General features: G+C 37.1%; 25 protein-coding genes and 4 pseudogenes. 4 read left to right on the top strand and 25 right to left on the bottom strand.

Going from position 1 to position 22,450, the window contains the following annotated elements; translation table 11 throughout:
- Positions 1-10: 10 nt before the first annotated feature.
- The 9 genes and pseudogenes from HNP81_RS20615 to HNP81_RS20575 form a co-directional block, all read right to left on the bottom strand.
- Positions 11-390: pseudogene (locus HNP81_RS20615) on the bottom strand (DsrE/DsrF/DrsH-like family protein).
- A complete protein-coding gene (locus HNP81_RS20610; RefSeq protein WP_182503855.1) occupies positions 383-979 on the bottom strand; it encodes a sulfurtransferase TusA family protein in 597 nt (198 codons plus the stop codon). The pseudogene HNP81_RS20615 and the gene HNP81_RS20610 overlap by 8 nt, the downstream one beginning before the upstream one ends.
- Before the next feature lie 52 nt (positions 980-1,031).
- Positions 1,032-1,328 carry a rhodanese-like domain-containing protein gene (locus tag HNP81_RS20605; protein ID WP_028391130.1) on the bottom strand — a complete coding sequence of 99 codons (297 nt, stop codon included), beginning with the start codon at positions 1,326-1,328 and terminating at the stop codon, positions 1,032-1,034.
- 24 nt (positions 1,329-1,352) lie between these two features.
- Entirely contained in the window at positions 1,353-1,715 is a 363-nt protein-coding gene (locus HNP81_RS20600) for a rhodanese-like domain-containing protein (protein WP_182503854.1), read from the bottom strand.
- A gap of 29 nt (positions 1,716-1,744) precedes the next feature.
- Positions 1,745-2,224 (bottom strand): DsrE/DsrF/DrsH-like family protein, encoded by a 480-nt coding sequence (locus HNP81_RS20595; protein ID WP_028391132.1) that lies wholly within the window; start codon positions 2,222-2,224, stop codon positions 1,745-1,747.
- A 57-nt stretch (positions 2,225-2,281) separates the two neighbouring features.
- Positions 2,282-2,483, bottom strand: a pseudogene (locus HNP81_RS20590) (sulfurtransferase TusA family protein).
- 83 nt (positions 2,484-2,566) lie between these two features.
- Entirely contained in the window at positions 2,567-2,827 is a 261-nt protein-coding gene (locus tag HNP81_RS20585; protein WP_028391134.1) for a metal-sensitive transcriptional regulator, read from the bottom strand.
- Between the two features lie 418 nt (positions 2,828-3,245).
- Positions 3,246-3,347, bottom strand: a complete 102-nt coding sequence (locus tag HNP81_RS24505) for a DUF302 domain-containing protein (RefSeq protein WP_312859713.1) — start codon at positions 3,345-3,347, stop codon at positions 3,246-3,248.
- Positions 3,348-3,510: 163 nt separating this feature from the next.
- Positions 3,511-4,188 carry a hypothetical protein gene (locus HNP81_RS20575; RefSeq protein ID WP_182503853.1) on the bottom strand — a complete coding sequence of 226 codons (678 nt, stop codon included), beginning with the start codon at positions 4,186-4,188 and terminating at the stop codon, positions 3,511-3,513.
- A gap of 373 nt (positions 4,189-4,561) precedes the next feature.
- On the opposite strand from HNP81_RS20575, the gene HNP81_RS20570 reads away from it, so the two are divergent.
- The gene (locus HNP81_RS20570; protein WP_182503852.1) at positions 4,562-5,401 is read left to right on the top strand and encodes a carbonic anhydrase; all 840 of its coding nucleotides are present in this window, start codon (positions 4,562-4,564) and stop codon (positions 5,399-5,401) included.
- A gap of 594 nt (positions 5,402-5,995) precedes the next feature.
- Here the strand turns inward: HNP81_RS20570 and HNP81_RS20565 are convergent.
- The 7 genes and pseudogenes from HNP81_RS20565 to shc all read right to left on the bottom strand — a co-directional run bounded on the left by HNP81_RS20565 (position 5,996) and on the right by shc (position 11,509).
- On the bottom strand, positions 5,996-6,439 hold the full coding sequence (locus tag HNP81_RS20565; protein WP_182503851.1) for a flavoprotein: 444 nt from the start codon (positions 6,437-6,439) through the stop codon (positions 5,996-5,998).
- A 230-nt stretch (positions 6,440-6,669) separates the two neighbouring features.
- Entirely contained in the window at positions 6,670-7,236 is a 567-nt protein-coding gene (locus HNP81_RS20560) for a DUF6518 family protein (protein ID WP_312859712.1), read from the bottom strand.
- Between the two features lie 370 nt (positions 7,237-7,606).
- A pseudogene (locus HNP81_RS24125) lies at positions 7,607-7,723 on the bottom strand (HU family DNA-binding protein); the annotation flags it as partial.
- 6 nt (positions 7,724-7,729) lie between these two features.
- Positions 7,730-7,846 (bottom strand): annotated as a pseudogene (locus HNP81_RS24395) (DUF3888 domain-containing protein); the annotation flags it as partial.
- A 211-nt stretch (positions 7,847-8,057) separates the two neighbouring features.
- Complete coding sequence (locus HNP81_RS20550; RefSeq protein WP_182503849.1) at positions 8,058-8,960, bottom strand: TIGR01777 family oxidoreductase; 903 nt, start codon at positions 8,958-8,960, stop codon at positions 8,058-8,060.
- A gap of 33 nt (positions 8,961-8,993) precedes the next feature.
- Positions 8,994-9,539 carry an HXXEE domain-containing protein gene (locus HNP81_RS20545; RefSeq protein ID WP_182503848.1) on the bottom strand — a complete coding sequence of 182 codons (546 nt, stop codon included), beginning with the start codon at positions 9,537-9,539 and terminating at the stop codon, positions 8,994-8,996.
- 101 nt (positions 9,540-9,640) lie between these two features.
- The gene (gene shc / locus HNP81_RS20540) at positions 9,641-11,509 is read right to left on the bottom strand and encodes a squalene--hopene cyclase (RefSeq protein ID WP_182503847.1); all 1,869 of its coding nucleotides are present in this window, start codon (positions 11,507-11,509) and stop codon (positions 9,641-9,643) included.
- A gap of 99 nt (positions 11,510-11,608) precedes the next feature.
- Here shc and HNP81_RS20535 point away from each other — a divergent pair, with 99 nt between their 5' ends.
- Positions 11,609-12,763 carry a DUF2515 family protein gene (locus HNP81_RS20535; protein WP_182503860.1) on the top strand — a complete coding sequence of 385 codons (1,155 nt, stop codon included), beginning with the start codon at positions 11,609-11,611 and terminating at the stop codon, positions 12,761-12,763.
- Positions 12,764-13,411: 648 nt separating this feature from the next.
- Here HNP81_RS20535 and HNP81_RS20530 read toward each other — a convergent pair.
- The 3 genes from HNP81_RS20530 to HNP81_RS20520 form a co-directional block, all read right to left on the bottom strand.
- A complete protein-coding gene (locus tag HNP81_RS20530; RefSeq protein WP_182503846.1) occupies positions 13,412-14,521 on the bottom strand; it encodes a lactonase family protein in 1,110 nt (369 codons plus the stop codon).
- Between the two features lie 275 nt (positions 14,522-14,796).
- Positions 14,797-15,507, bottom strand: coding sequence for an ankyrin repeat domain-containing protein (locus HNP81_RS20525; RefSeq protein ID WP_376766774.1), 711 nt, complete (start codon positions 15,505-15,507; stop codon positions 14,797-14,799).
- A gap of 206 nt (positions 15,508-15,713) precedes the next feature.
- Complete coding sequence (locus HNP81_RS20520) at positions 15,714-17,021, bottom strand: purine/pyrimidine permease (RefSeq protein WP_182503845.1); 1,308 nt, start codon at positions 17,019-17,021, stop codon at positions 15,714-15,716.
- Positions 17,022-17,315: 294 nt separating this feature from the next.
- On the opposite strand from HNP81_RS20520, the gene HNP81_RS20515 reads away from it, so the two are divergent.
- Positions 17,316-18,215, top strand: a complete 900-nt coding sequence (locus HNP81_RS20515) for a LysR family transcriptional regulator (RefSeq protein ID WP_028391147.1) — start codon at positions 17,316-17,318, stop codon at positions 18,213-18,215.
- A 150-nt stretch (positions 18,216-18,365) separates the two neighbouring features.
- On the opposite strand, the gene HNP81_RS20510 is transcribed toward HNP81_RS20515, so the two are convergent.
- A complete protein-coding gene (locus tag HNP81_RS20510; RefSeq protein WP_182503844.1) occupies positions 18,366-18,809 on the bottom strand; it encodes a carboxymuconolactone decarboxylase family protein in 444 nt (147 codons plus the stop codon).
- A gap of 28 nt (positions 18,810-18,837) precedes the next feature.
- Complete coding sequence (locus HNP81_RS20505; RefSeq protein ID WP_182503843.1) at positions 18,838-19,491, bottom strand: FMN-dependent NADH-azoreductase; 654 nt, start codon at positions 19,489-19,491, stop codon at positions 18,838-18,840.
- Positions 19,492-19,690: 199 nt separating this feature from the next.
- Here HNP81_RS20505 and HNP81_RS20500 point away from each other — a divergent pair, with 199 nt between their 5' ends.
- A complete protein-coding gene (locus tag HNP81_RS20500) occupies positions 19,691-20,182 on the top strand; it encodes an RrF2 family transcriptional regulator (protein WP_028391150.1) in 492 nt (163 codons plus the stop codon).
- Between the two features lie 132 nt (positions 20,183-20,314).
- On the opposite strand, the gene HNP81_RS20495 is transcribed toward HNP81_RS20500, so the two are convergent.
- The 4 genes from HNP81_RS20495 to HNP81_RS20480 are packed head-to-tail and all read right to left on the bottom strand — an operon-like array spanning position 20,315 to position 22,265.
- Positions 20,315-20,728 carry a cupin domain-containing protein gene (locus tag HNP81_RS20495; protein ID WP_028391152.1) on the bottom strand — a complete coding sequence of 138 codons (414 nt, stop codon included), beginning with the start codon at positions 20,726-20,728 and terminating at the stop codon, positions 20,315-20,317.
- Between the two features lie 15 nt (positions 20,729-20,743).
- A complete protein-coding gene (locus HNP81_RS20490) occupies positions 20,744-21,064 on the bottom strand; it encodes a carboxymuconolactone decarboxylase family protein (protein ID WP_182503842.1) in 321 nt (106 codons plus the stop codon).
- Positions 21,049-21,483 carry a MerR family transcriptional regulator gene (locus tag HNP81_RS20485; RefSeq protein WP_182503841.1) on the bottom strand — a complete coding sequence of 145 codons (435 nt, stop codon included), beginning with the start codon at positions 21,481-21,483 and terminating at the stop codon, positions 21,049-21,051. The genes HNP81_RS20490 and HNP81_RS20485 overlap by 16 nt, the downstream gene beginning before the upstream one ends.
- Before the next feature lie 44 nt (positions 21,484-21,527).
- Positions 21,528-22,265: an SDR family oxidoreductase gene (locus HNP81_RS20480; RefSeq protein ID WP_182503840.1), complete on the bottom strand. Its 738-nt coding sequence runs from the start codon at positions 22,263-22,265 to the stop codon at positions 21,528-21,530.
- Positions 22,266-22,450: the final 185 nt, after the last annotated feature.

Raw genomic sequence — 22,450 nt, 5'->3', positions numbered from 1 at the left:
ATATATTGATTTAAAAAGTTAAAGTTACATCTGCATCCTTTGTAAATTCTAAAAATGTTACTGCACCACCTACTTCAATTCCATCAACAAAGTCTTCTTTTTCCAATCCCATTACATCCATTGTCATTTGACAACCTATAAATGCAACGCCTATTTCTTCTGCCATAGTAGCCAATTCCGGAATTGCAGGTACATTTGCTTTCGCAAATCCTTTACCTTCGGGCATTGGAAGTTGTTTGTGTGCTTCTTTATGGATCAAATTTAATCCTTCAACAGTAAAAAAATAGCCACTTCTTGGTCAGTTACTGCTGCTGCCGTCGCAATATTAAATACCTTATATGCATCAAATAATCCACCATTACTTGCAATAATCGCTATTTTTTTATTCATTGTTTATTCCCCCTAAGTCATAGATACCTGTTGTATTACCATTCCATTGACTCATACCTGGTACAACATTAATTACATTAGTAAAACCATTTTCGGTTAATTTCTGCGCGGCAAGATCGCTACGATTTCCTGTTCGACAAACTACGTAGATTTCATCGTCTTTGTTTAACTCATTTAATTTGTTTTCCAATTCATCTAATGGAAAGGAGATTGCATTAGGAATATGGTTAAAAACATATTCTGCAGATTCTCTTACATCGATAACCACGATGTTTTCATTTGCTTCTATCTTTTTCTCTAGTTCTTCATTATTGATAACATTAGGGTGCTTTTTTTCATTGAATTCATCATTAGAAGATTTACGAAGATAATGCTTCAGCACTTCGCCTTCTTCGATTGTCCCTAAATATTGATGTCCTGAGCTTTCAGACCATGCTTTCATGTCTGCTTTGGACCCTTTATCAGTCGCTTGAATTTCTAATACTTGCCCTGTCTCAAGATTATTCATTGCCTTTTTTGTTTTTACAATAGGCATCGGACATGCTAATCCTTTGGTATCTAAAATCACGTTTGCTTTCAAGTTTTCCATTTTAAAACCTCCATTTTATACCCATTAGGGTATTGTTTTTGTTTAAAAAAATTTATTCAACTTTACCTTCCCAAGCAAGCATTCCACCAGCCATATTGATCACATTATATCCATAATTTTCAAGGATTTGTATGGCACGACCACTTCTTCCTCCGGAACGGCATATCATGATATACTCTTTTGATTTATCTAATTCATCCATGCGAAACTCAACTAAACCTAATGGAATATTAACGGCACCTGGAATTTTTCCAGCAGCAACTTCATCCACTTCGCGTACATCAATAATATTTAATATTTTTCCTTCGTCTAATAAAATCTCTACTTCTTTTGCAGCCATTTGATTCATTTTTTAGTCCTCCTTATGATTGTTTTAAGACCAAGTGTTCATGCCGCCTTTGACGTTTGTTACGTTTATAAATCCTAATTTTTTCAGGATTTTACTAGCTTGTTGGCTTCTCATCCCACTTTGGCAAATCACGATTACTTCCTTTTCCTTTGAAAGTTCTTTCGCTGCTTTTTGAGCCAGTTGATGAAGAGGGATATTTTTAAAACCTCTGATATGGTTTCCTTTAAATTCTCCAGATGTTCGGACATCAACAAATTGCTTGTTCTTGTTATTTAATTCTGTTTTCAATTCGGTTGTGGTAATTTGGGTAACACCTTTTATCAGTAAGAACCTCTTGAACATAACGAATAGAAATAATGCAATTAAAAGATAGCTTAGATAATCCATTTGTACCCCCCTCTGTAGTGGAAAAGCCCTTAGATAAATAAATTAACATTACCTTCCTCTGCATCTGCTAAATAGGCAGCAACTCCGGCATATTCAATGTTGTCTAACAGCTCTTCTTGGTTAAGTCCTAACAGATCCATCGTCATTGTACACGCAACAAGTTTTACGTCTTGTTCTTGAGCCATTTCAATTAATTGTGGTAAAGGCATAGCATTATGCTTTTTCATAATATTTTTAATCATTTTGGGACCAAAACCAGCAAAGTTCATTTTTGAAAGTCCCATTTTATCAGCACCTCTAGGCATCATTTTGCCAAACATTCTTTCCATGAACCCTTTTTTCACAAGAATATTTTCATCTTTACGTAAGGCATTTAATCCCCAAAACGTGTGAAAAATGGTTACTTCATGGTCATAAGCAGCTGCACCATTTGCGATAATATAAGCAGCCATTGCTTTATCATAATCGCCACTAAATAAGACAATTGTTGTTTTTTTCTTTTCTGTCATGTTAGTACCTCCTAGAAGTTTATTCATATACATATACCCGTACAGGTATTTATTTTTTTAAAAAAAATTATCTTTTTTAATCCAAAACTCTAATACATCGTTTTCCTCTTCATGTTTCAATAGTTCATGACCTGCCGATTTAGCCCAGGCAGAAAAGTCATTCTTAGCGCCTTTATAATTTGACCAGATACCCTTCTCTGTTTTAACTAGGAATTGGACAAACTAAACCTTTTGCATCTACCACTTTATCTATTTTCATTGTTTTATTTCTTCTAGACCCAAAATACCTTTACCTCTATAGGTATAATACTAAGTAGAATAAAAGAGGGTGTCAACCCTTTTTTATCGACTTTTTACCAGTAGGTTTACAGCTTGTTCTACTAATTCTTCTGTATTTTCACCATTTTTATCAGCATTCCGAACACACTCGACTAAATTTGCGCTAACAATTAAACCAATTGTTCGGTCAAGGGCAGTTCTTGATGCAGATAATTGAGTAATAACTTCTTTGCAGTCTTTATTTTCTTCCATCATTTTCAAAATTCCTCTTAGCTGTCCTTCAATACGCTTTATTCTATTTTTCATTTGATCATTGTAATTCACTGTTTTTCCTCCTTTAACAATTAAATGTAAGTCATTGTTTGAAATATTCCTATTTCTTTTAAGATAAGAAATAGGAATATTTATTGCCCCATTGATTGGGTCCTTGTAAGATTCATTATAGTCTCTCTTAAATCAATAAGAGCAATCCTATCCAAATCAAGCTCTTTCTATTGAATACAAGGTAGATAAATAACCAGGAAATACCTTTTATATAAAATAAATGCTATTAATATTGCAGCTAAAATTACAAATATCATTTAGACCACCTTCAATGAACAATTGTCATCGATAAGCTCTATATTATACCCCTTAGGGTATCTTGTCAACGATAATATTTCATTAAACTAAATATAGATCGCAATTAACATAGCGGTCAAAAAATGATATATCCAAATTTAAGAACAATTTTCGGGCGTTATTAATAAACAACTATCTTGCAAGGCAAAAAGTATCCAGCCATTTTGTTTTCATTAAACCCTCTTTGTGCTTCATTTGGGTTACATACTTCTAAAACTTTTATCTCTTTTTGAAATTCTATTACCTTCTCCTAAAGCTTTTCCTTAATATCAAACGTCCACTAAACACCGAATTTTTCTCCTTTTAAGCTTTCCTCAATACTTTTGATGGCATCATCCATATTTTTATTTGTGAAACCGGATAATCAAACACAATCGACTCCACCGTCATTTACCTTTTTCTATTCCTCTTTTAACCTTAATTTCTCCTATCAATTGGTTAATAATATATGCAGATTTAATTAGTTCTTTGAAGTATAGTTTAATAGTATTTTTACCAGTTACTTCTGCTTTATCAAATAATGGAGCAGTAACTCCTGCAGGTACTAAAACGTTAGTTGAAGCAGCTGCGATTGGGTTACCAGCAGTATCAGCAACACGTAATACTTGTAAAGTTGCAGAAGCAGGTGTAGTTTGTGCACCACTAGCCACATCAGTGAAGTCAAGAACAACTGCTTTGTTGTTATCAATAGCTTGAACAGTTACTTTGCTGTCTAATGCACCTCCACCAAATAAGTAGTTAAGTTTATTTTCAATTGAAGCCTTATCCATTACTTCGCTGAATACAATTTTTACTATCTTAGAAGATAGAAGTTGTGCTTGAGTACCTAAAGTATTAGTATCAAGGTCAGTAATTGTTGGAGCAACAATATCCTTAATAGATACTGTAGTGCTGTAATCAGCAAGTTTATTTTGGTTAATTGATGTATCTTTAATATTCTTAATAGTTAAATTATAAGATCCACCATTAAGTGCAGCAACAGAAATTGAGTAAGTGTTGCCAGTTACGTTTGTAATAGAACCGTTGATAGCAACAGTGTCCTCCATTATCATCTTTAATTTCATAGTTAGCTGCAGAAGTAGCACCTGATACAGCTTCGCTAAATAAGCCTTCAATCAGGTTTAAACCTGATTTTTAACTTGAACTGTAAACAAAAAGGCAGCAAATGATTGGTAACAATAAAGTCGTTTAATTTCAATGCCATAAACTAAGATAACACCGTCCGTATATGTGGGCGGTGTTAAATAAAGTTGTTTATTTTTCACGCAAAACACTTTATCTATATCAAAAATAAAACAATAAAGTCGTTTAAATTATTGAGTTGTGCAACAAACGCTCTCTTTAATTGAATAAATAAATGAGAGAAAACCGATTAAAATTAAATAATCGAGGTAGAATACACATATTACATCAGTCAAAATAAAAAGGGGTAAAATTATGCTAGCAAAAAAAATATATTATACATTTTTAATGTCTTTTCTTGTTTTGTCCTTAGTAGCTTGTTCTTCTACTACACCCGATGTGGCTAAAAATGATGTTGCAAAGGAAGATATTGAAAAAGAAGAGAAAAAGTCAAATGAAGTACATACAGCCCATTGGTCTTACGAAGGGGAAACAGGACCAGAACATTGGGGTGACATAAATCCCGATTACGCAGTATGTACAAACGGGAAAGAGCAGTCCCCTATCAACATCGAAACTTCACAAGTTATAGAAGATGAAAAAATAGCAGATCTGGATATTAACTATAAACCTACTGGGTTCTCCTTAAGTAACAACGGACATACGATTCAGGGCAACCCTTCAAACATGGATAACTCTTTTATCGTTGACAATAAGGAATATAAGTTAGCACAATTCCATTTCCATACACCAAGTGAACACCAATTTAATGGGCAGAATTTTGATATGGAATTACATTTTGTACATAAGGATGCTAATAACCAATTAGTAGTTCTTGGCTTAATGATTAAAGAAGGAGCGTCAAATTCTTATCTAGAAAATGCTTGGAACGTCATTCCTACAGAAGAAACAACAGAAGACGTTAAATTGACAAAACCCATCGACTTAATGAGGTTATTGCCGAAAGATAAAGATTCGTTTCGATATAATGGTTCTTTAACAACTCCTCCATGTTCAGAAGCTGTTAAATGGGTTGTATTAGAGGAACCTATTGAAATGTCTAAAGAACAAATCGATAAATTCCGCAAAATTTTCCCAGATAACCATCGACCTGTTCAATCCTTAAATCAACGTGAAGTAAAAGAAAAAGATTGAACTGTTGCTTTGAAATAAAGATTAATCAAAATACCTCACAAACCCGTATTTTACGGTAAAAAAGAAGAATCCATTTTGAAAGAAAATTTGATCAAAATAGATTCTTCTCTTGCATATATAAGTTTCGGTTTTATAAAAAAGTTTGATCATTTTCTAACTGTGTTGCTCAACAATCACGCCCGATTATTGATGATCGTTATTTAACTAAACCCCTGTTAGTTGAAGTTTAGGTGCCGATTAAAAAATGCAGATTTACAGCGTTAATAAATTGTTTATTTATACACGTTTTATTCAGACAGCACACCTGCAGCGCTTTCTGCAAAATCTTGAAAAGTATTATTGTAGCTATGTTCATATACCTTTGCATAAAAAGCTGTATATGAAGGAAATGCAAAAAAACACTCTAAACATTGATAGTACAACGTTTAGAGTGTTTTTCTGTGTCCCTAAACTTTGATTTGGGAACGTTTTTTATAATTATTTTGAATATTATATAATTCAAAGTTGCACTATACTACACATTATTAATAGAGACATACCATTGCAGAACGTCTCATAATTACTAGTAAGCTATTAGATACTTACTTAAAATGGCTATTTTTGCTGTAATAATACACCATCTTGTTTATCATATATTTTATAATGTATACCAAACTCAGAACCTTCATAATAGGTAACTTCACAATACGCAGTTGTTAATGAACCTTTGTCCCAATTATTTGGAGGCACACTAAAAAATACATATTCTGACAATAGAATATTTAAATAAGAATCTTTTGTGGTTTCCCAATAGTCAACTGTACAAGCACCTTTTACTATTTCGTGTTCTCCCTTTAAAATCTTAGGCATCACTGTTAGGGCATCCCAAAACACAGTGAGAGATAAAAGGCTATCTAATAAGAGAGCAGACTGGATTCCATAGTATTTAGTAAGCGGTAAGGGTTTCTTTTTTTGAGTCTTTCTTATATATAAAATGCCTACTATACATAAAATAAAGATTAAAATCGTTAATAAAAATGCACCTAGTAGTTCTATCATTCAATTTAACACCTTCTTAAAATATTATTGAATCAAGAAACTATTATAAGCTAAAAAGCTCCCAAAGCGTCGTTTGGTAACCTTTCATAAAAGAATGTTATTCAATAATATGGCCCTTTTCATGAAGAAAGACGCTTTCCTTATTTTCAGAAAAGCGCCCGATTGTGGAACAACATTAATATAGTCTATGACCCAAAATCACATATATCTCGGCTGAACCCCGATAATGCTTAACTCCGCTGAGTTGGTCGAAAACGAACGATAATAAAAATAAACAAGATAACTCCAAAAACCGCTTCGACCAACCAGACCATAGGATAATCAACATAGTAGGTAAAACCTGAAAAAAAACGAACATATAACAACCCAAAGCACGGTTCGAGTACAAACAGTGTTGCTGTAAATACCAAAAACATATTGGTTCTCTTTTGATGAAGATATCCTCCTAATATTCCAAAGATCGGACCACTCAGGCAAGCGAGAATAAAGTAGATCTTTCCGGATCTTATGCTGGCAAGAAAATCGGCTACTAATGGATACGGACTAAGTTCAGGATGTGGCCCGATGTCAAGGACGAATATGTTGGCAAAATAGAAACCAAAAAGTCCAATCATCGAGGCACATAAGCCAACTAAAGCCGATTGGAAAACTCGATGTCTTGTCGTCATGGCAGCAGCAACGAACGGTAATATCAACCAGGGAGCACTCGAGTTACCGATAGCCATTCTTATTCCACTATCGTTACCCTTGAACACCGCCATTAATATCCCGAATACCATGGCGATTACTAAAGCAATGGATAGTCTAAGGGATATTTCATCAATTCATTATTACGAGTCATTACTGTCTACTCACTTCCTTTGCAAAAATTCTGACCCCTATTTTGATTTAGAACATTTTAAATTAATCAATGCTGACTTATAGTTTAAGTACAACTTTTCACAAAAACCGATTCTAACAATAATATAAATATTCAATTTTCCGTGAGTTTCCTCCTCCATTATATGGCCCTATAATGAAAAAAAGCGATCTTCTTTATTGAAGAATCGCGCCCTTTAGTAGAACAAACTATTATTACTAATTTTTGAGTTCTTTTCTTCTCATACCAAAGTTATTTACTGTTAAGATATATTATTATTTAACAGCTTCTTTTAATTCCTTACCTGGCTAATAAGCAGGAACCTTAGAAGCAGCAATATCTATTTCTTCACCGGTTTGTGGATTACGACCTTTTCTAGCTCAACGTTCGCGTACTTCAAACGTTCCAAATCCAATTATTTTCAAATGCATAAAACTTATGAGTTCACCTCTTGTATTTATCACAACTTGATCTTCCCCATAACCCATATGAGCGCGATAGTGAGGGTACACATAAAGGGTTATCTCATAATAAAACGCCAATTCCATATAACAGTTTTATTTTGGGGTACCGCCAACATTCCACGTTTATCTGACGGTACACCATATGCAAAAAAGCTCTCTCCAAATGCCAGTCAGTGTTTTCTATGTACAGCTGATTAAGGACACGGCGTGCTGTTCAACGCAGGGAGGGCCAGCCGTAATGTCATGACTAAAGCTTAATTATAAGTTTCCTTCTTCATACCGGTGCAATGTATCATTAACCTAGAATATCAGAAAGTGCACTTTTTACGTCTGGAAATTGAAAGGAGTAATTGTGGTTAAGTGCTTTTTGAGGGAGTACCCGCTGCCCTTTTAATACCAACTGACTCATTTCACCAAGTACTACTTTTACTACAACTCCAGGAACATGAAGCCAATATGGGCGGTGAAGGACGTCTGCAATGGACTGTCCGAATGATGACATGCGTATTGGATGAGGCGAGGTCACATTCAACGGTCCATCTACTTCGGGGTTAATGATGGCGAAGTAAACCATCTCAACCGCATCTTGAATGTGCACCCAGGAATTCCATTGCATCCCACTGCCGATTGTCCCCCCAATACCTAATTTATATGTTAGCACCATTCGCGGAAAGGCACCTTCTTGACCCAGAATGATGCCGAAACGCGCGAAGACCGTTCGAACGCCTAATTCTTTCGCCATTGCCCCTTCTTTCTCCCAAAGCTTTACAGCACTGGCCAAAAAATCGTTTGCATCACTTTTGGAGGACTCATTAAACGTTTTGAAGTCTGACATCCCGTAGTAACTTACACCTGAAGCGTTAACAAGAACTTTTGGCTTTGGATGAAGATGTCTCAAAATTCGAATGACCTCTTTTGTGGCTGTAATACGGCTATTCAAAATAGCCTCCTTTTTACTTTGGGTCCACCGTCCGCTATTGATTGATTCCCCTGCTAAATTGACCATCGCATCGACATCCTTAAGTTCGTTTTCAGGTTGATGATCTGCAGAAAGCCAATCAACATAATGAACGAACTCACTTGTTGTTTTATGATTAGGAAGACGCGTTAATATGGTTACTCGATGGCCTTTTTGAGTCAACAGGTGAGTCAAGGCTTGACCTACAAACCCGCTTCCTCCCGTTATAACAACATGCAATTTACTCACCTCCTGCAACTGCTTACTTATAAGTTAGTGAATGAAATAACGGCCTAAAAGATTGCCAACAAGAAAAATCGGGATCATGAGCAGACTGACGGGGAGACTTGCAAAAAGTAAATGCCCGTCTAACAGGCCCCATTCGAACAAACTGTCATAGGCAATAAGACAGTAAGGGATGAGAAGGAATAGCGCCGTTATGATGCCAGGTGTGTAGCCTTTGAAAAAGATGGACTGAACAATATGCATGATCGCCTGCAGAATAAATAAATTGAGAATAGCTGTATATAAAAGAAAGCCCCCTCCGTTTAATGTGAAATGGGCAGTCACCACTGTAGTGAATGAAATAATCAACAAAATCCAAGTAGCCGAAATAGAAAGCTGGACAGCGGTCGAACCTAGTTTTTCCCTCATATTTAATATTAGTTGGACGAAAGAAGATTTTTGAAACCTATTTTCGCTTGCCTTCATGGAAGATTCAATGGTTATGATCTCTTCTAAATCATGGAAAATAAAAATGATTGGGAACAACCAAATGATTGTATGAAGATCGAAAAATTGGCGGAAAGCTTCAAGCATCTTTTGCCTCCTGCTTGTTGTAGTTTTGTTCATTGTATGGGACAGACTTTAAAAATATGCAAAGAGTCACTTGAAAGCTATTTGAATCCACAGATCCCTGTTTAGCTCACTTCAGCTAATTTTTGATAATGGGCCAAGGCCAATAACGGAAAAACGTATTCGTAACAATGATAATTGATATAAAAGGCTCCCGCCATTCCCCTTCCTTTCGGGTAGGCCTTTGCCCAATCTTTTTCTTTTCCATCCACTAAAAAAGCTACACCGCGTTTAATGTCAGGTGTGACTTCAGACGCAGCCGAGATAAGTGTGTCAAGGGCCCACGCTGTATGAGTGCGGGTACTTTCGCCCAAAGGCACATAACAATTTTCGATATCACTTTTACAGGATTCTCCCCAACCTCCGTCTTGATTTTGAATCGCTTTTAACCAGTTTACAGCCTTCTGAATGGCAGGATTATTCGGGGAAACCCCAACCGCAATCATTCCCGTTACCGCCGCCCATGTGCCATAAATATAGACACCCCAGCGCCCTACCCAAGAACCATCCGACTCTTGATTCTTTAACAGCCAACGAATCCCGCGTTTCACCATGGGATGATGAAAATCCAAATGGGTATAGTTCCCGAAAAACTCTAATGTCCTTCCCGTTAAATCAACCGTCGACGGATCAATCAACAAATCTTTTCCGCCCTCGATCGGTAATAGGTTCAATATTTTCTTATTTACATTCTTTTCGAATGCCGCCCATCCACCGTCATTGTTTTGCATGGAAATGAGCCAGTTGATTCCCCGATCCCATGCCTGTCGACAATCCACCCTTTCGATGGCTAACGTTCGAATCGCTCTTAGTGCTACCGTTGTGTCGTCAATATCCGGATGGATTGTATTCATGTCCTCAAAGCCCCAGCCTCCCGGCAACAGGTTTGATTCATGAATGACCCAATCCCCGTATTTGACATGTTGCCGGGAGAGGATATATCGGTTTGCCATCTGGACGGTATTCGATGAATAAGGGACTCCAGATTCTTGCAGAGCATAACTGATTAACGTTGTGTTCCAGACCGTAGCCGTCGCATATTGGCAGTGGAGTTCTCCATCAATCCGGCAGGTCATCGCTTTTAAGCCTTGCAAGGCACGGGTAATCACCGGATGTGTATTCGAATATCCCCTCGCCAATAAGGCAAAAATCATCATAGAAGTTGAACCGAAATAATTACATAAGGTGCCATCCGGTTCTATTCTATCCAGCATATATTGTTCGGCGCGATATAAAGCTAACTCGCGAAGGTTTCCGGGGTAGTCTTTCAGGCCTTTTATCCCTTTTTGAATCAAATGGATAACCGAGCGGAATTCCGGATCTTCTGTAAAAAAACGTTTTTCTTTTTTCAGATACAAATCAGAGAGATCAGGAGACCGTAGCGTTCTCCTGCTGAAACCCAAATTGGCCAGAATCAGAAACGGGATGATGTTCGTTCTGCCAGGCATGGAGAAATCAAAAAGATTGATTGGAAAAGAGTCCGATATAAGCAGCACTTCAATCTTAATGGGGAAAGGCGGCCACTCGCACTGTCCGGTTAGAGCCAACAGGATTTTAAAAAACATATGGACTTCTGTAGCCCCTCCGTTGGCATGGATAAACCTTCTTGCTGCCTGGATATCCGGGTCATCCCGATCCCGGTAACCGGAGTAAAGAAGGGCATAATAAGCTTCCACAGTGGACGTAAGATTCCCTTTTCCTTCATCATAAAACAAACCCCATGAACCATCTTTCTGCTGTTTCCCTGCAATACGTTCCACCAGTTCTTTTATGAACGCCTCATCATTTATCTCCAATGTCCGCAATAAGATAATCATGTGACAGTCTGTTCCGATGCCGGTCTCGAAAGGATATTGCCAGGACCCGTCATCTGATTGGTCCCTAATGAACTGATCGACGATTCGGTTCATTTCCTCATGTACCCGATGTCCCATGTTACCCCCCTCTTTCGAATACTCACGTTGTATTCATATTCCTCTAGCAATATGAATATGCATTTCTTTAATGGGAGAATCGAACGCAGTTAAAATGAACTGTTGAAAAGGGATGATGTATTTTTGCTTAATTCCTATTCAGATGTAAAGAAGGATTTGAAAAAAAAATTAATAAGTAAATCTTCCTGCCTCCTGCCCTCTTTATCCGAAAACGATAAACAACGCATTCACTATATAAGAGAACAGACAAAACAACATAATCAAAATAATGTTACACGGACTCAAGCTTATTATAATTTTTACCTTGAGCACCCAGAAATCCATTGGGCCCTCCTTGGACATATGGTATCGCGGAACGTTGGCTGGAACATGACCGATTTAAAAGGGGATTTGCTGACAAAACTTCTTCCGGAAAGAGATCAGAAGGCGATTTATTCTTTTTTGGAACGCGGCAGCTGGTTGATTTTTCAGGATGTGTATCCCCAGTGTTTGATATATGACCTAAGTGTAAAAGCCAACCAGGAAATGTTTCATCTTTTGCCCTTTTTTCACATTTCTACCTTTATGGAAACGATGTGGCGTTATTTTTGGAACAGTCGGGATTCCTACACTCTTGCGATTGCGACTGTGATAAATGAACAAAGTTATTTGGAAAAAAGAGTGATCCAAAATAATCATTTTAAAAAAAACGTAACCCGTACGGTCAGCTTCAAGTTGTATGATTTTTTGCGTTTAAATCACATTCTTTTTCCATACTGTGCAGAGGAAAATAGGCAACAAACCTTACTTGCCGGCGCTACATCAAGGCATTTCACTTCGCTTCACGAACGAATTTTATTCGGTAAAAGATTGTATACCCTTCTTTTTCAGCGTACAAATATTTCAGCGGGCATTTTGAAATGGGCGCACGATCATCCCCATACGGGTTCACGAAAAGATTATTGGCCCGATTTGTTTAACGATGTAAACGAATTTTTCCCCCGTTCCCTTTATAAACCTCGGGTCAAGAATTGTAAGTTGAGAAAAGGCGCCGCCGACCGGTTGTACAGCCCACTGTTAAAATACGCCTGGCCGAATGCTTCTCATGAAGATGCAGAAAGCGGCGACTGGTTTGAGGATTGGCATGTTCTGGACTATATTCATAAGGAAGTCGATGTGAATGGAGATATATTCGGGAATTATTGCAAAACGCTTGAAACCATTGAGCTTGCGGTCATGGGAAAGGAAGCCCTTCTGTTACGAGAAGAGGATTAACCATCAATATGCGGTGATTTTGACAGCTGTTCTACATATTTGCATTGGTCGCTTCTTTCATTTTGACTTTTATACCTCGAATTGTTGATTGTGTCATAACAGTAAGGGGGGAGTGTCAGGAAAATGCGCTTCCTGACGGTACCCCTCTAATAATAGAATGAACATAAGAGTAGGATTATTGCAGATATTTGGAATGTGTTTTCTAATAGACTAACCGAAAAATCACTCCTCACATTAAATGTATCTAATTTTTGCTGCTAGGTTTGAAGGTATTTACATTCTTCTTCAGTATGAAATAAATCCACCGCTTTTTTCTTAAATGATATATCATAAGTCTCTGCTTTTTCTCCATAAGAAATACCCCCTCCTAGTAGACAGATTAATGCGCTTTTTAAAACGTGTCTACTATAAGGGGAGCATACCATATTACGGAAAAGCTCCATTTAATTGAATAACTAAAATCTGACCACACTCACTAATATCATTTAATTCTCATTAAACTAACTCCCCCGTTTATTTAAGTTATTTCTTCATAATCTTGCTGGCAATTAAGTAGTCTTATAACTATAGCCACCACTAAGTCGGTAGCTTTGTTTTTAGCAACTCCTGTATTTTTCTAATCCACGCAGTATAGTGAACCTAATAGAATCAAAGAACAGCTAAACCTTGTGACCCAAAGTAAGGAAAGTTAGTCCAGGCAGCAACCTGCAATCTTACTAGATTACCATCATCTTGGATATTAAATACTGACACTGTACCCTGATTTCCGTTAAGGGTGTAAAAATGCCGTCCATCTTTACTCACTCCAACATCCATCGGAAGACCTGGTGCTGTACTTGGCGGTGTACTGGTAATATGCCTTACCACCGACAGTGCTCCATTGGGATCAATTCGGTAGGTGGAGATGGTGCCGCTTAAGGTGTTGGTAGTGTATGCAAAACGTTCATCCCTCGTTGTTACAACCCAACAAGCAGTCTGATATCCGTTTGGTACAGAGCCACTGACCACATGAAGAATTCCATCGTTACTCAATGAATAAGATGACAGCGCATTTGAAACTGCTTCTGTAACTAATAGGATTCCAGACGATAGAAAATAAACGCCCAATGGTCCTTGACCGTAAGAATCATTAACGATTGGTCCTGTAACCGTACCATTTTTATTTACAGGGAATACACTGATATGGTTTGATGTAAGCTCGGAGACAACGATTTTACTGCCATCAGGAGTGAAGAGAACCTGCGCCGGCTGAGCATTGAAAGTACTGAGAGAATGGGTGGATCCAGGAATAGGAGTAAGTCTTCCGTTATCATCTATGTGAAAACCAGTGATATTTGATGTAAAATTGTTTGCGGCATTACCTACATTGGAGACATAGAGAAGATTACCAAACACATCTACGCTATTGGGTTGAGCACCTCCTGATGGCTTTACATCCACGAGAACAGGTGCTCCTGTGTCTGTTATGATGAAACTACTGATACTATGGCTGCCTGCGTTAACTGCAAGTAGAAAACGTCCATCACGGGACAAAGTTAGGGCGCCTTGTGACGCTAAGGGATCGACGCCATCGTTTGCTGTTGCAGTGGAAACTTCCTTTGTACCAGTACCTCTTCCATAAGTTGGGAAGGAACCCGCGAAGGTGAGCATTCCATTCATGTCCATGGAAAAGGCAATGATTTGATTCATTACTTCATTATTGGTCATCATGTACACCATACTCGCACGTGCACGAAAATAATTGTTCATTATCTGCATTTTAAGAACCTCCTTCTTCCATAATTTTATATGATTCTGTTGCCATTTAAATTCCCCAAATGGATGTAAATTGGTTTACAAATCGAGGTGAACTATCATCCATTTATCCTACTAACCTGTACCGTTAGCACAAAAAGCGACTGTTCTTATTGAACAATCGCGCCAGTTTGTTGAGGATCAATCCCTTACTGATAAATCCTCTTTTCTTTATGTGAACAGATAAGAGTTTAAAAAAGCTGTTATTTGGGTTTGGTAATCATAACAGCTTCAAGTATTTATTTTGCCCCTGCTTTTATCAAAATTTTTTCAATCTCTTTAAACCCTTTCACACGTGCATGTTGTAAAGGAGTCACCTTATCATTGTCTGGAATGTTCACATCCGCCCCATGTTCTAGCAGCAATTGCACCGTTTGCTGCTGCTTTTCGTCTCCATTATTCAAAATAATTGCTTCTAATAAAGCTGTCCAACCAAGATTATTAATATGATTCACATTAATATCGGTATGAGTGAGAAGTTCTTTGATTACATCCACATATCCATGTTCTGAGGCAGGGATTAAAGCAGTTCCCCCATACCGGTTTGTAATCGCCGGATCGACCCCTGCTTCAATCGTAAGTTTTAGAATATCTATATATCCTTCTGCACCAGCATAAAGGAAGGGATTGTTTTTCATATCATCCTGGATGTTCACATCTGCCCCTGCCTTGATGAGCACTTTTGCGGTTTCTACATCATTGTTATAGGTCGCAATCATAGTGGCAGTCCGTCTCTTCGAGTCCTGTGCGTTGATATTCGCATCTTTCTTAATGAGTTCGCTTATGGTGTTTGCCTCTCCACGTTCTGCTGCTTGAAGTAACTGTTTATTTAATTCTTCGCTCACGATTTCCTTCTCCTTTTCTTCTTTTTTCGGTTCTCCACTAATGTTAGACATACAACCTTGCAGCAAGAGAATACATCCTATAAATGCCATCATCCACTTCAACAACAAATATTCGCCTCTATTCTAATATAGTTGCTCTGTTCTTTTTACCTGAGAAGTGAAATTTATATTCTACAGCTTCTTCTCTTGGAAAACATGTTCCGTTAAACATGTAATTTATTTATTCATTTCTTTCCAAAGAGCAAAATCACCTTGCCAAATTCATAACTTCATCGTGAATCATTTAAAAACATTCCTTGTAAAGTTAAACATTAAATATGTTTTTTTTCACTAATGTTTTTTGTTTTCCATAGTTGTTCTAGCACAATTACGATGATCGTACTAACAATGAGACCATTGCTTAAAATATATTGGAGAATAGTAGGCAGACTCTGAAATATTCCTTTAGGAAGATACATTATTCCAAAACCGATTAGCAATGTGATTCCTAATATAGTTAACCGGCGTTGATCTAACTCGTCTTTCAAAAGGGACTGAAACGAAATCCCGATCATTTGGACAAAGGATGCTAAACTTACGGCACAAGCAATAGGGCCGGGAAGCATAGCTAAGAAGTTGACGATCGCCGGAACACAGGCTATACCTGTTAAGGCTAAACTTGCTACTAGGAAAGGCATCTTTCGTTTTTGCCCAGTTAATCGGATAAATCCCGCCGATACTGGCAATGGCACAATCCCAATCGTAGAAAAAAGAGCTGATAAAACATGTGTAATACCGCCTGCCCAACTGGCGCGGTTAATGGTTTGTTTTTCGGATTTTTCTGATTCTGGAACCGCTTGTTTAACAGCCGTAACGGCAGCTATTGTATTAGAGACTACAATAAACGTAAAGATAATGGAGGTTATAACCATCCCAGCATTTAACTGCGGAGTCCCCCATGCAAAAATTTCTGGTAATTTAATGAAGAAAGCCTGTGTGGAAATCGTATTGGGGGTTTTCCCTAATAAGTAATATAGTAACCACCCAATTAAAATTCCTAACAGCACGGAGTAACTTTTCATCCATCCTTTTCCTTTAATTGACAGCACTATCACGATAACAAATACGCCAAATGAAATCGCGGATATTTCATAATCTAGGTTGGACTGTTCTTGTATTCCGAGCATTCCCTCTAAAAAAACACCACTAAGTTGAAGAGTCAGAATCAATAGAAAAGAACCAGTAACTAAAGGAGTGAACAAAAACAGCAGCCGATTAACCAGGCCGGTTATACCGAGAATAAAAAGTAAAAATCCGGTAACTAGCAAGCCACCTTCTAAAAGTTGTAAAGTTTCATTCGTACTTTCCCCCTGCTGAATTGCCATGCCCGCTAAAATGACAAATACACTGACCCATGAACCTGCAGGCCCGTCAGCGATCGGATATCGATGCCCAAGCCAGCCTTGAATAAAAGAGCTAATGCCCACCACAAAAAAAGTTCGTTGCATTAATTCGGATATTTCCTCTATCGTTAAATGAAATACTCCTCCGATTATGATCGGTAATGCAATAGAAGTGGCCAGCAAGAAAAAAAACCATTGAAATATGCTTAAACTGCTGTAAAAACGTTGTTGCTTCATTATATTTCACCCTTATACATGATGTTTATTGTTGAGACTTCTAGTGAGAATAGAAATTTGTTCTACTTGGCTGAAAAATAAGGGTCTCCAACAAGAAAAACTTATATTTAAGTATCTCGATGTTCTAGCTAACACCTTGAAAAACTTTCCTATCGAAAAATCATCGCTGTTAAAGCCGTTTCGAGAAATATCTTTTTATCTAAAATCATGATATCTTAGAATGAAGTATATGAAAAATATAAAAAAAATTAATTTTACTAAAGTTTTTCATATAGGAAGGGTGAATTTCCGCTTATGGATATTAGACAACTGCGATATTTTATAGCTATTGTAGAAGAAAGAAAAATTTCTGCTGCCGCTGAAAGACTTCATATCTCCCAGCCTCCACTAAGTCAGCACCTGAAAACAATGGAAGATGAATTGGGAACGAAATTAGTGGAGAGAAATAGTAGATTTTTAGAAGTGACGGAAGCAGGAAAATCCTTATATAAGTATGCGCTACAAATGACTCAGTTGATGGAAGAAGCCAGAATGGAAGTAAAGGATGTCGGAAAAGGGGTAAGTGGAAGATTGACGATAGGTATCAATACTTTTTCGGTAGTCGGATTACCTGAGTTACTTCACCAATTCCACAAAAACCATCCTAAGATTACCTATAAAATTCATCAAAATGAGTCATCTCATCTTTGTCAACTAGTGAGAGACCGAATAGTAGAGCTGGCGATTATACGATTACCGCTCGAGTTAGATGATTTTTCAGCTATCCATCTTCATGCAGAACCTTTTTTCTTTATTACTTCAAAGAAAAACGAACCTTTTAATCATCAGGTTATGCTTGCTGACATTCAAAACCACCCTTTGATTTTACCGAGTACAGAAGGACTGGGAGTTCATTATATGATTTTGGAAGCATTTTCGAAAGCTCAACTACATCCGAATATTATTGCCGAGTGCTCTGACATCTCCCTTTTATTAGATTTAGTCGCATGTAATTTTGGAGATGCTATTGTTCCGGAAACCGTCATTAAACAATATAAAAACTACAATATCCAGGCTTTCAAAATTAAAGATACAGAGCTATCTGCATCTACGGGCTTAATATGGCTGAAAAATCATTATCTATCAAAAACTGCTCAAAACTTTACAAACCTATTAACGGAGTACCTTCAGCAAAACACGGATTTACAGTGTTAAGGATTTAAAGTATTAAAAATCCCAATCTCTCAGTAATAATAAATGAGAAATTGGGATTTATTTATTCAACAATCCCGCCCGATTGCTGAAGATAAACAATATTATTAAATGTATCCGAAACGAACACTATAAAATGTTCACTGAGAGTTATTATATTTCAGTTGCTGTATTCCCCATTGCAATAGAAATTCTATTCCAACTGTTGATTTGATTGATTATTAGAACAAGGTTAACATATTGTCTTTCGTCATAATGTTCACGTACTCGATGATAAAACTCATCTGGCACACGTTTTGTCGGGATTAAGGTCACGTACTCTGTCAACTCAAGAGCTACTTTTTCTGCATCTGTGTAAAATGTACACTCTCTCCAAGCACTAATACAATATAAACGTTGTTCCGTTTCTCCCATTTTTCTAGCATCAGTGGTATGCATGTTAATACAATATGCACAACCATTTATTTGCGAAGCACGAATTTTTATAAGTTCACGAAGTTTACGGTCTATACCTGTAGTTTTCGTATACTTCTCCATTTCCATCATTATTTTAAGTGCTTCTGGTGCTACATTATAATAATCAATTCGTTGATCCAATTTAATTCCTCCTTATATTTCTTTTCATTTAAGACAGTATTAATTCAGATGCTAATCTTGAAGCAGCTTCTTCAGCTTCTTTATATGCTTTTTGTAATACTTCATTTGGCTCCAGTAAAGCAGTTCCTTGCGCCCGAATGACTTGGTAATCTTCAATACCAATGAAATTGAACATTGACTTCAGGTATTTTTGAGAGTAATCAACTTCTGTATACCAATCATCATTTGTATAGATTGATCCACTTGCTTGTATGATAAGCATTCTTCGTCCGTCTTTAAGTAGTCCCACTGAGCCATTTTCAGTATATTTAAAAGTTTCACGTGCGATTAAGATATTATCCATATAATCTTTTAATTTTGATGGAATATTAAAATTATGCAAAGGTAAAACGATAACATACGTATTTGCACTTTTAAATTGTTGTAAGATTTCTGACATACGCTCCATTACTTTTTGTTCTTGGCTAGTTAGTTCCTGTTCTTTACGTTGTTTTTCCCATGCACTTAAAACCGTTTTATCAATCGTAGGCACTAAATCACTGTACAAGTTAATTTGCTCAATTAATTCGCTATCAGGAATTAATTCTTTATAAGCTTTCAAAAAGTGGTTAAAAACCTGCAAGCTAACTGAAGAAGTATCATCAATTTTTGGGTGTGCATTTATGATAAGTGTTTTGTTCATTATTATTTCCCCTTTAAAATGAATTTTAAGTTCCGATTAAAGACTAACTTAATCGGCGATTAACATTGTCTATAATATATGTTATAATTATTTTTGTCAAAGGAATAAAATTTACCAAAAGAGATTTCTATTTGACTAGAACTCTAAATACTCCTAAGATACAATTTAATAATCCTTAATCAAAAGTAGGTGATTTTATATGCAATATAGTGTCGGAGTTGAATATGCTTTACATTGTCTGGTTTATTTAATTGATGTTCCATCCAAAGAAAGTGTTGGGATAAAGGATTTGGCAGAATTCCAAGGGCTTTCTGAGACATTTCTTTCAAAAGTTTTCGGTAAATTATCTAAGGCTGGTATTGTAAGTTCTGTCCCCGGTGTAAAGGGAGGATATAGGTTATCTAAGTCCCCAGAAGTTATTACCTTTTGGGATGTAGTTGAAGCAGTTGAAGGTCCTAAACCTATTTTTCAATGTAAAAATATTAAAGATAATGGTTATTTGTATAGGGAAGGCTGCTGTTCATCTCCCTCCTTTTGCACCATCAATTTAGCTATGCTCGAAGCAGAAGAAAAAATGCGTGATTATTTACGTAGCAAAACACTCTCATGGTTAAATGAAGAGCTTGATCGTGTCTTGCCCAAACAAATACGTAAAGATACCAAGAAATATTTTTCGAAAAGTAGCATATAAAACAAACCTCTCATGAAATTCCTTAATTAAGAGGAATTTAGAGAGGTTTTTTCTTAGTTCAAGGCATTATCCATCATTTTTCTTTCATTCAATGACATTCTTTACTACTTCCTTTACCCTGACGCCAAATTTTTATTTCACTTTATTTGCTTCCGCGTACTGCTCATCATTTACAGGCTCAAACCATTCTGTTTCTGGTTTGCTTGGGTCACCTGCAGCTGCTAAATGAACAAACCATGAGTCATCTGCTGCACCATGCCAATGTTTTACACCGGCTGGAATGTTCACCACGTCCCCTGCTTTTAAGCGTTGTGCGGGTTCACCTTTAGCTTGATAGTAACCTTCACCAGCAGTCACAAACAATAATTGCCCACCTGCATGAGAATGCCAGTTATTACGGCAACTTGGTTCAAAAGTTACGTTTCCAATGGCATTTGGTCCAGGTGAGAGCATTTTCAAATAACTTTTCCCAACGAAAAATTGAGAATACGGATTTTGTTCTCCTGCATCGAATAAAATGGTGTCTTTCATGTCTTTAATAATCATGAGCTTTGTCCTCCCTTAGTCCTTATAAATTTCTTTTGCTAAATTAAAAGCTGACCATGCTTTAGGCCATCCACAGTAAAAAGCTAAGTGTGTAATCACTCCAACCATTTCTTTTTTTGTGACTCCGTTCACTTTTGCCCTCATCATATGGCCTTGTAATTGTTCGAAGTTCCCGCCTGAAAGAAGTGCTGAAACAGTAATCATACTTCGGTCACGTGGGCTCAACTCTGCTTCACGGCTCCAAACTTGACCAAATAATACATCATCGTTTAATTCTGCAAATTTCGGTGCAAACTCACCTAAAAATTCACGTCCGGCTGTTACCTTTTCGGCCATTCTAATTCCTCCTTCTTCTCTTCGAATACAGTACAATTACCATCTTGTAATTTCTTTTCCAAAGGAACCATGATATCTTCGTAATTTTCTACTTTAAGTTTCAAATAATCACGAGCATGCACCATTGTTTCAATTCGTTCTTCCAATTCGTCCAATTGACCTTGAAGTATTTCTTTTCGTGATTGAATGTTTGAAGCATCACCTTTTTGGAAAAGTGAAATATAATCAATCAGGGCTTCCGTACCGACTCCTGCATCCCGCATATGTTTAGAAAATTTAATCCAACCGATATCAATATCTGAAAAATTGCGAACGCCATTTTCATTTCGGATAACCGGTGGAATTAATCCAACACGCTCATAGTAGCGAATGTTTTCAGGCTTTACACCAGTTAATTCACTAGCTTTTTTGATATTCATAGGCTACTCACCTCCATACTTCTAGTATGCACTTGTAGTGAACTTTAAGGTAACTGAATTGTTGGGCGGATAATGATCTCGTTCAAACAAGTGTCTTCTGGTGAGTTAATCGCAAATGCAATTGTATCAGCTACACGGGATGCTGGGATTTGAACCGCATCGTAAAGAGCTTGCATACCAGCTTTCGCTTTAGGGTCTGAAATAGTTTCAACTAATTCTGTTTCAATTGCGCCTGGAGAAACGATTGTCACGCGGATATTGCTACCAGCCAAAGCTTCTTCTTGACGTAAACCTTCGCTCATTGCACGAACTGCAAATTTAGTACCTGAGTAGATACCACCACCTGGCCATACGTGATGACCAGCGATTGAAGAAATATTTATAAAGTGACCAGTTTTGCGTTCACGCATTTTTGGAAGGGCAGCACCAATACCGTACATTACACCTTTAATGTTGATGTCGATCATTGCTTCCCATTCTTCATAATTGTAATCTACGAAGTTTGAGCTTGGCATAATGCCAGCGTTATTCATCCATACATCGATTTGTCCGTATGTTTCGATTACGAAGTTAACAAGTGATTCAACTTGTTCACGTTTTGTGACGTCAGTAACTTTGTACGCAGCTTTCCCACCTTCAGCTTTGATTTCTTCAACCATTTTCGTTAAATGATTTTCACGACGAGCTGCGATTACTACTTTATTCCCTTGGCTTGCTAATAATTTAGCTGTTGCTTCTCCGATACCTGATGAAGCGCCTGTAATTACGATAACTTTTGACATTTATTATTCCCTCTTTCCTTTCTGATGAGTTCACTATAAACCTTAAAGTGCACTTTAACGCAAGAGGAAAATCTAAACTTCTTAATTTTTTTACGTTTAGAGTGCTTCGTTTTTGGGTGGCTGAAGGTAATGCTTTAGGAATAAAAAAGACTCTTTCCCATATACGAAAAGAGCCTTGGAACGTA

The organism is Peribacillus huizhouensis, from assembly GCF_014138605.1.
Taxonomy (GTDB): Bacteria; Bacillota; Bacilli; order Bacillales; family DSM-1321; genus Peribacillus; species Peribacillus huizhouensis.
This window is presented reverse-complemented; position numbering and strand designations above follow the sequence as displayed.

Bases quoted from the DNA above. Each gene is read 5' to 3' on its own strand.
- HNP81_RS20570 (WP_182503852.1), top strand. From the start codon at position 4,562: ATGCTAGCAAAAAAAATATATTATACATTTTTAATGTCTTTTCTTGTT.
- HNP81_RS20480 (WP_182503840.1), bottom strand. From the start codon at position 22,265: ATGTCAAAAGTTATCGTAATTACAGGCGCTTCATCAGGTATCGGAGAA.
- HNP81_RS20545 (WP_182503848.1), bottom strand. From the start codon at position 9,539: ATGCTTGAAGCTTTCCGCCAATTTTTCGATCTTCATACAATCATTTGG.
- HNP81_RS20505 (WP_182503843.1), bottom strand. From the start codon at position 19,491: ATGAACAAAACACTTATCATAAATGCACACCCAAAAATTGATGATACT.
- HNP81_RS20485 (WP_182503841.1), bottom strand. From the start codon at position 21,483: ATGAATATCAAAAAAGCTAGTGAATTAACTGGTGTAAAGCCTGAAAAC.
- HNP81_RS20575 (WP_182503853.1), bottom strand. From the start codon at position 4,188: ATGAAATTAAAGATGATAATGGAGGACACTGTTGCTATCAACGGTTCT.
- HNP81_RS20600 (WP_182503854.1), bottom strand. From the start codon at position 1,715: ATGGATTATCTAAGCTATCTTTTAATTGCATTATTTCTATTCGTTATG.
- HNP81_RS20530 (WP_182503846.1), bottom strand. From the start codon at position 14,521: ATGCAGATAATGAACAATTATTTTCGTGCACGTGCGAGTATGGTGTAC.
- HNP81_RS20520 (WP_182503845.1), bottom strand. From the start codon at position 17,021: ATGAAGCAACAACGTTTTTACAGCAGTTTAAGCATATTTCAATGGTTT.
- HNP81_RS20565 (WP_182503851.1), bottom strand. From the start codon at position 6,439: ATGATAGAACTACTAGGTGCATTTTTATTAACGATTTTAATCTTTATT.
- HNP81_RS20610 (WP_182503855.1), bottom strand. From the start codon at position 979: ATGGAAAACTTGAAAGCAAACGTGATTTTAGATACCAAAGGATTAGCA.
- HNP81_RS20595 (WP_028391132.1), bottom strand. From the start codon at position 2,224: ATGACAGAAAAGAAAAAAACAACAATTGTCTTATTTAGTGGCGATTAT.
- HNP81_RS20605 (WP_028391130.1), bottom strand. From the start codon at position 1,328: ATGAATCAAATGGCTGCAAAAGAAGTAGAGATTTTATTAGACGAAGGA.
- HNP81_RS20490 (WP_182503842.1), bottom strand. From the start codon at position 21,064: ATGGCCGAAAAGGTAACAGCCGGACGTGAATTTTTAGGTGAGTTTGCA.
- shc (WP_182503847.1), bottom strand. From the start codon at position 11,509: ATGGGACATCGGGTACATGAGGAAATGAACCGAATCGTCGATCAGTTC.
- HNP81_RS20500 (WP_028391150.1), top strand. From the start codon at position 19,691: ATGCAATATAGTGTCGGAGTTGAATATGCTTTACATTGTCTGGTTTAT.
- HNP81_RS20495 (WP_028391152.1), bottom strand. From the start codon at position 20,728: ATGATTATTAAAGACATGAAAGACACCATTTTATTCGATGCAGGAGAA.
- HNP81_RS20515 (WP_028391147.1), top strand. From the start codon at position 17,316: ATGGATATTAGACAACTGCGATATTTTATAGCTATTGTAGAAGAAAGA.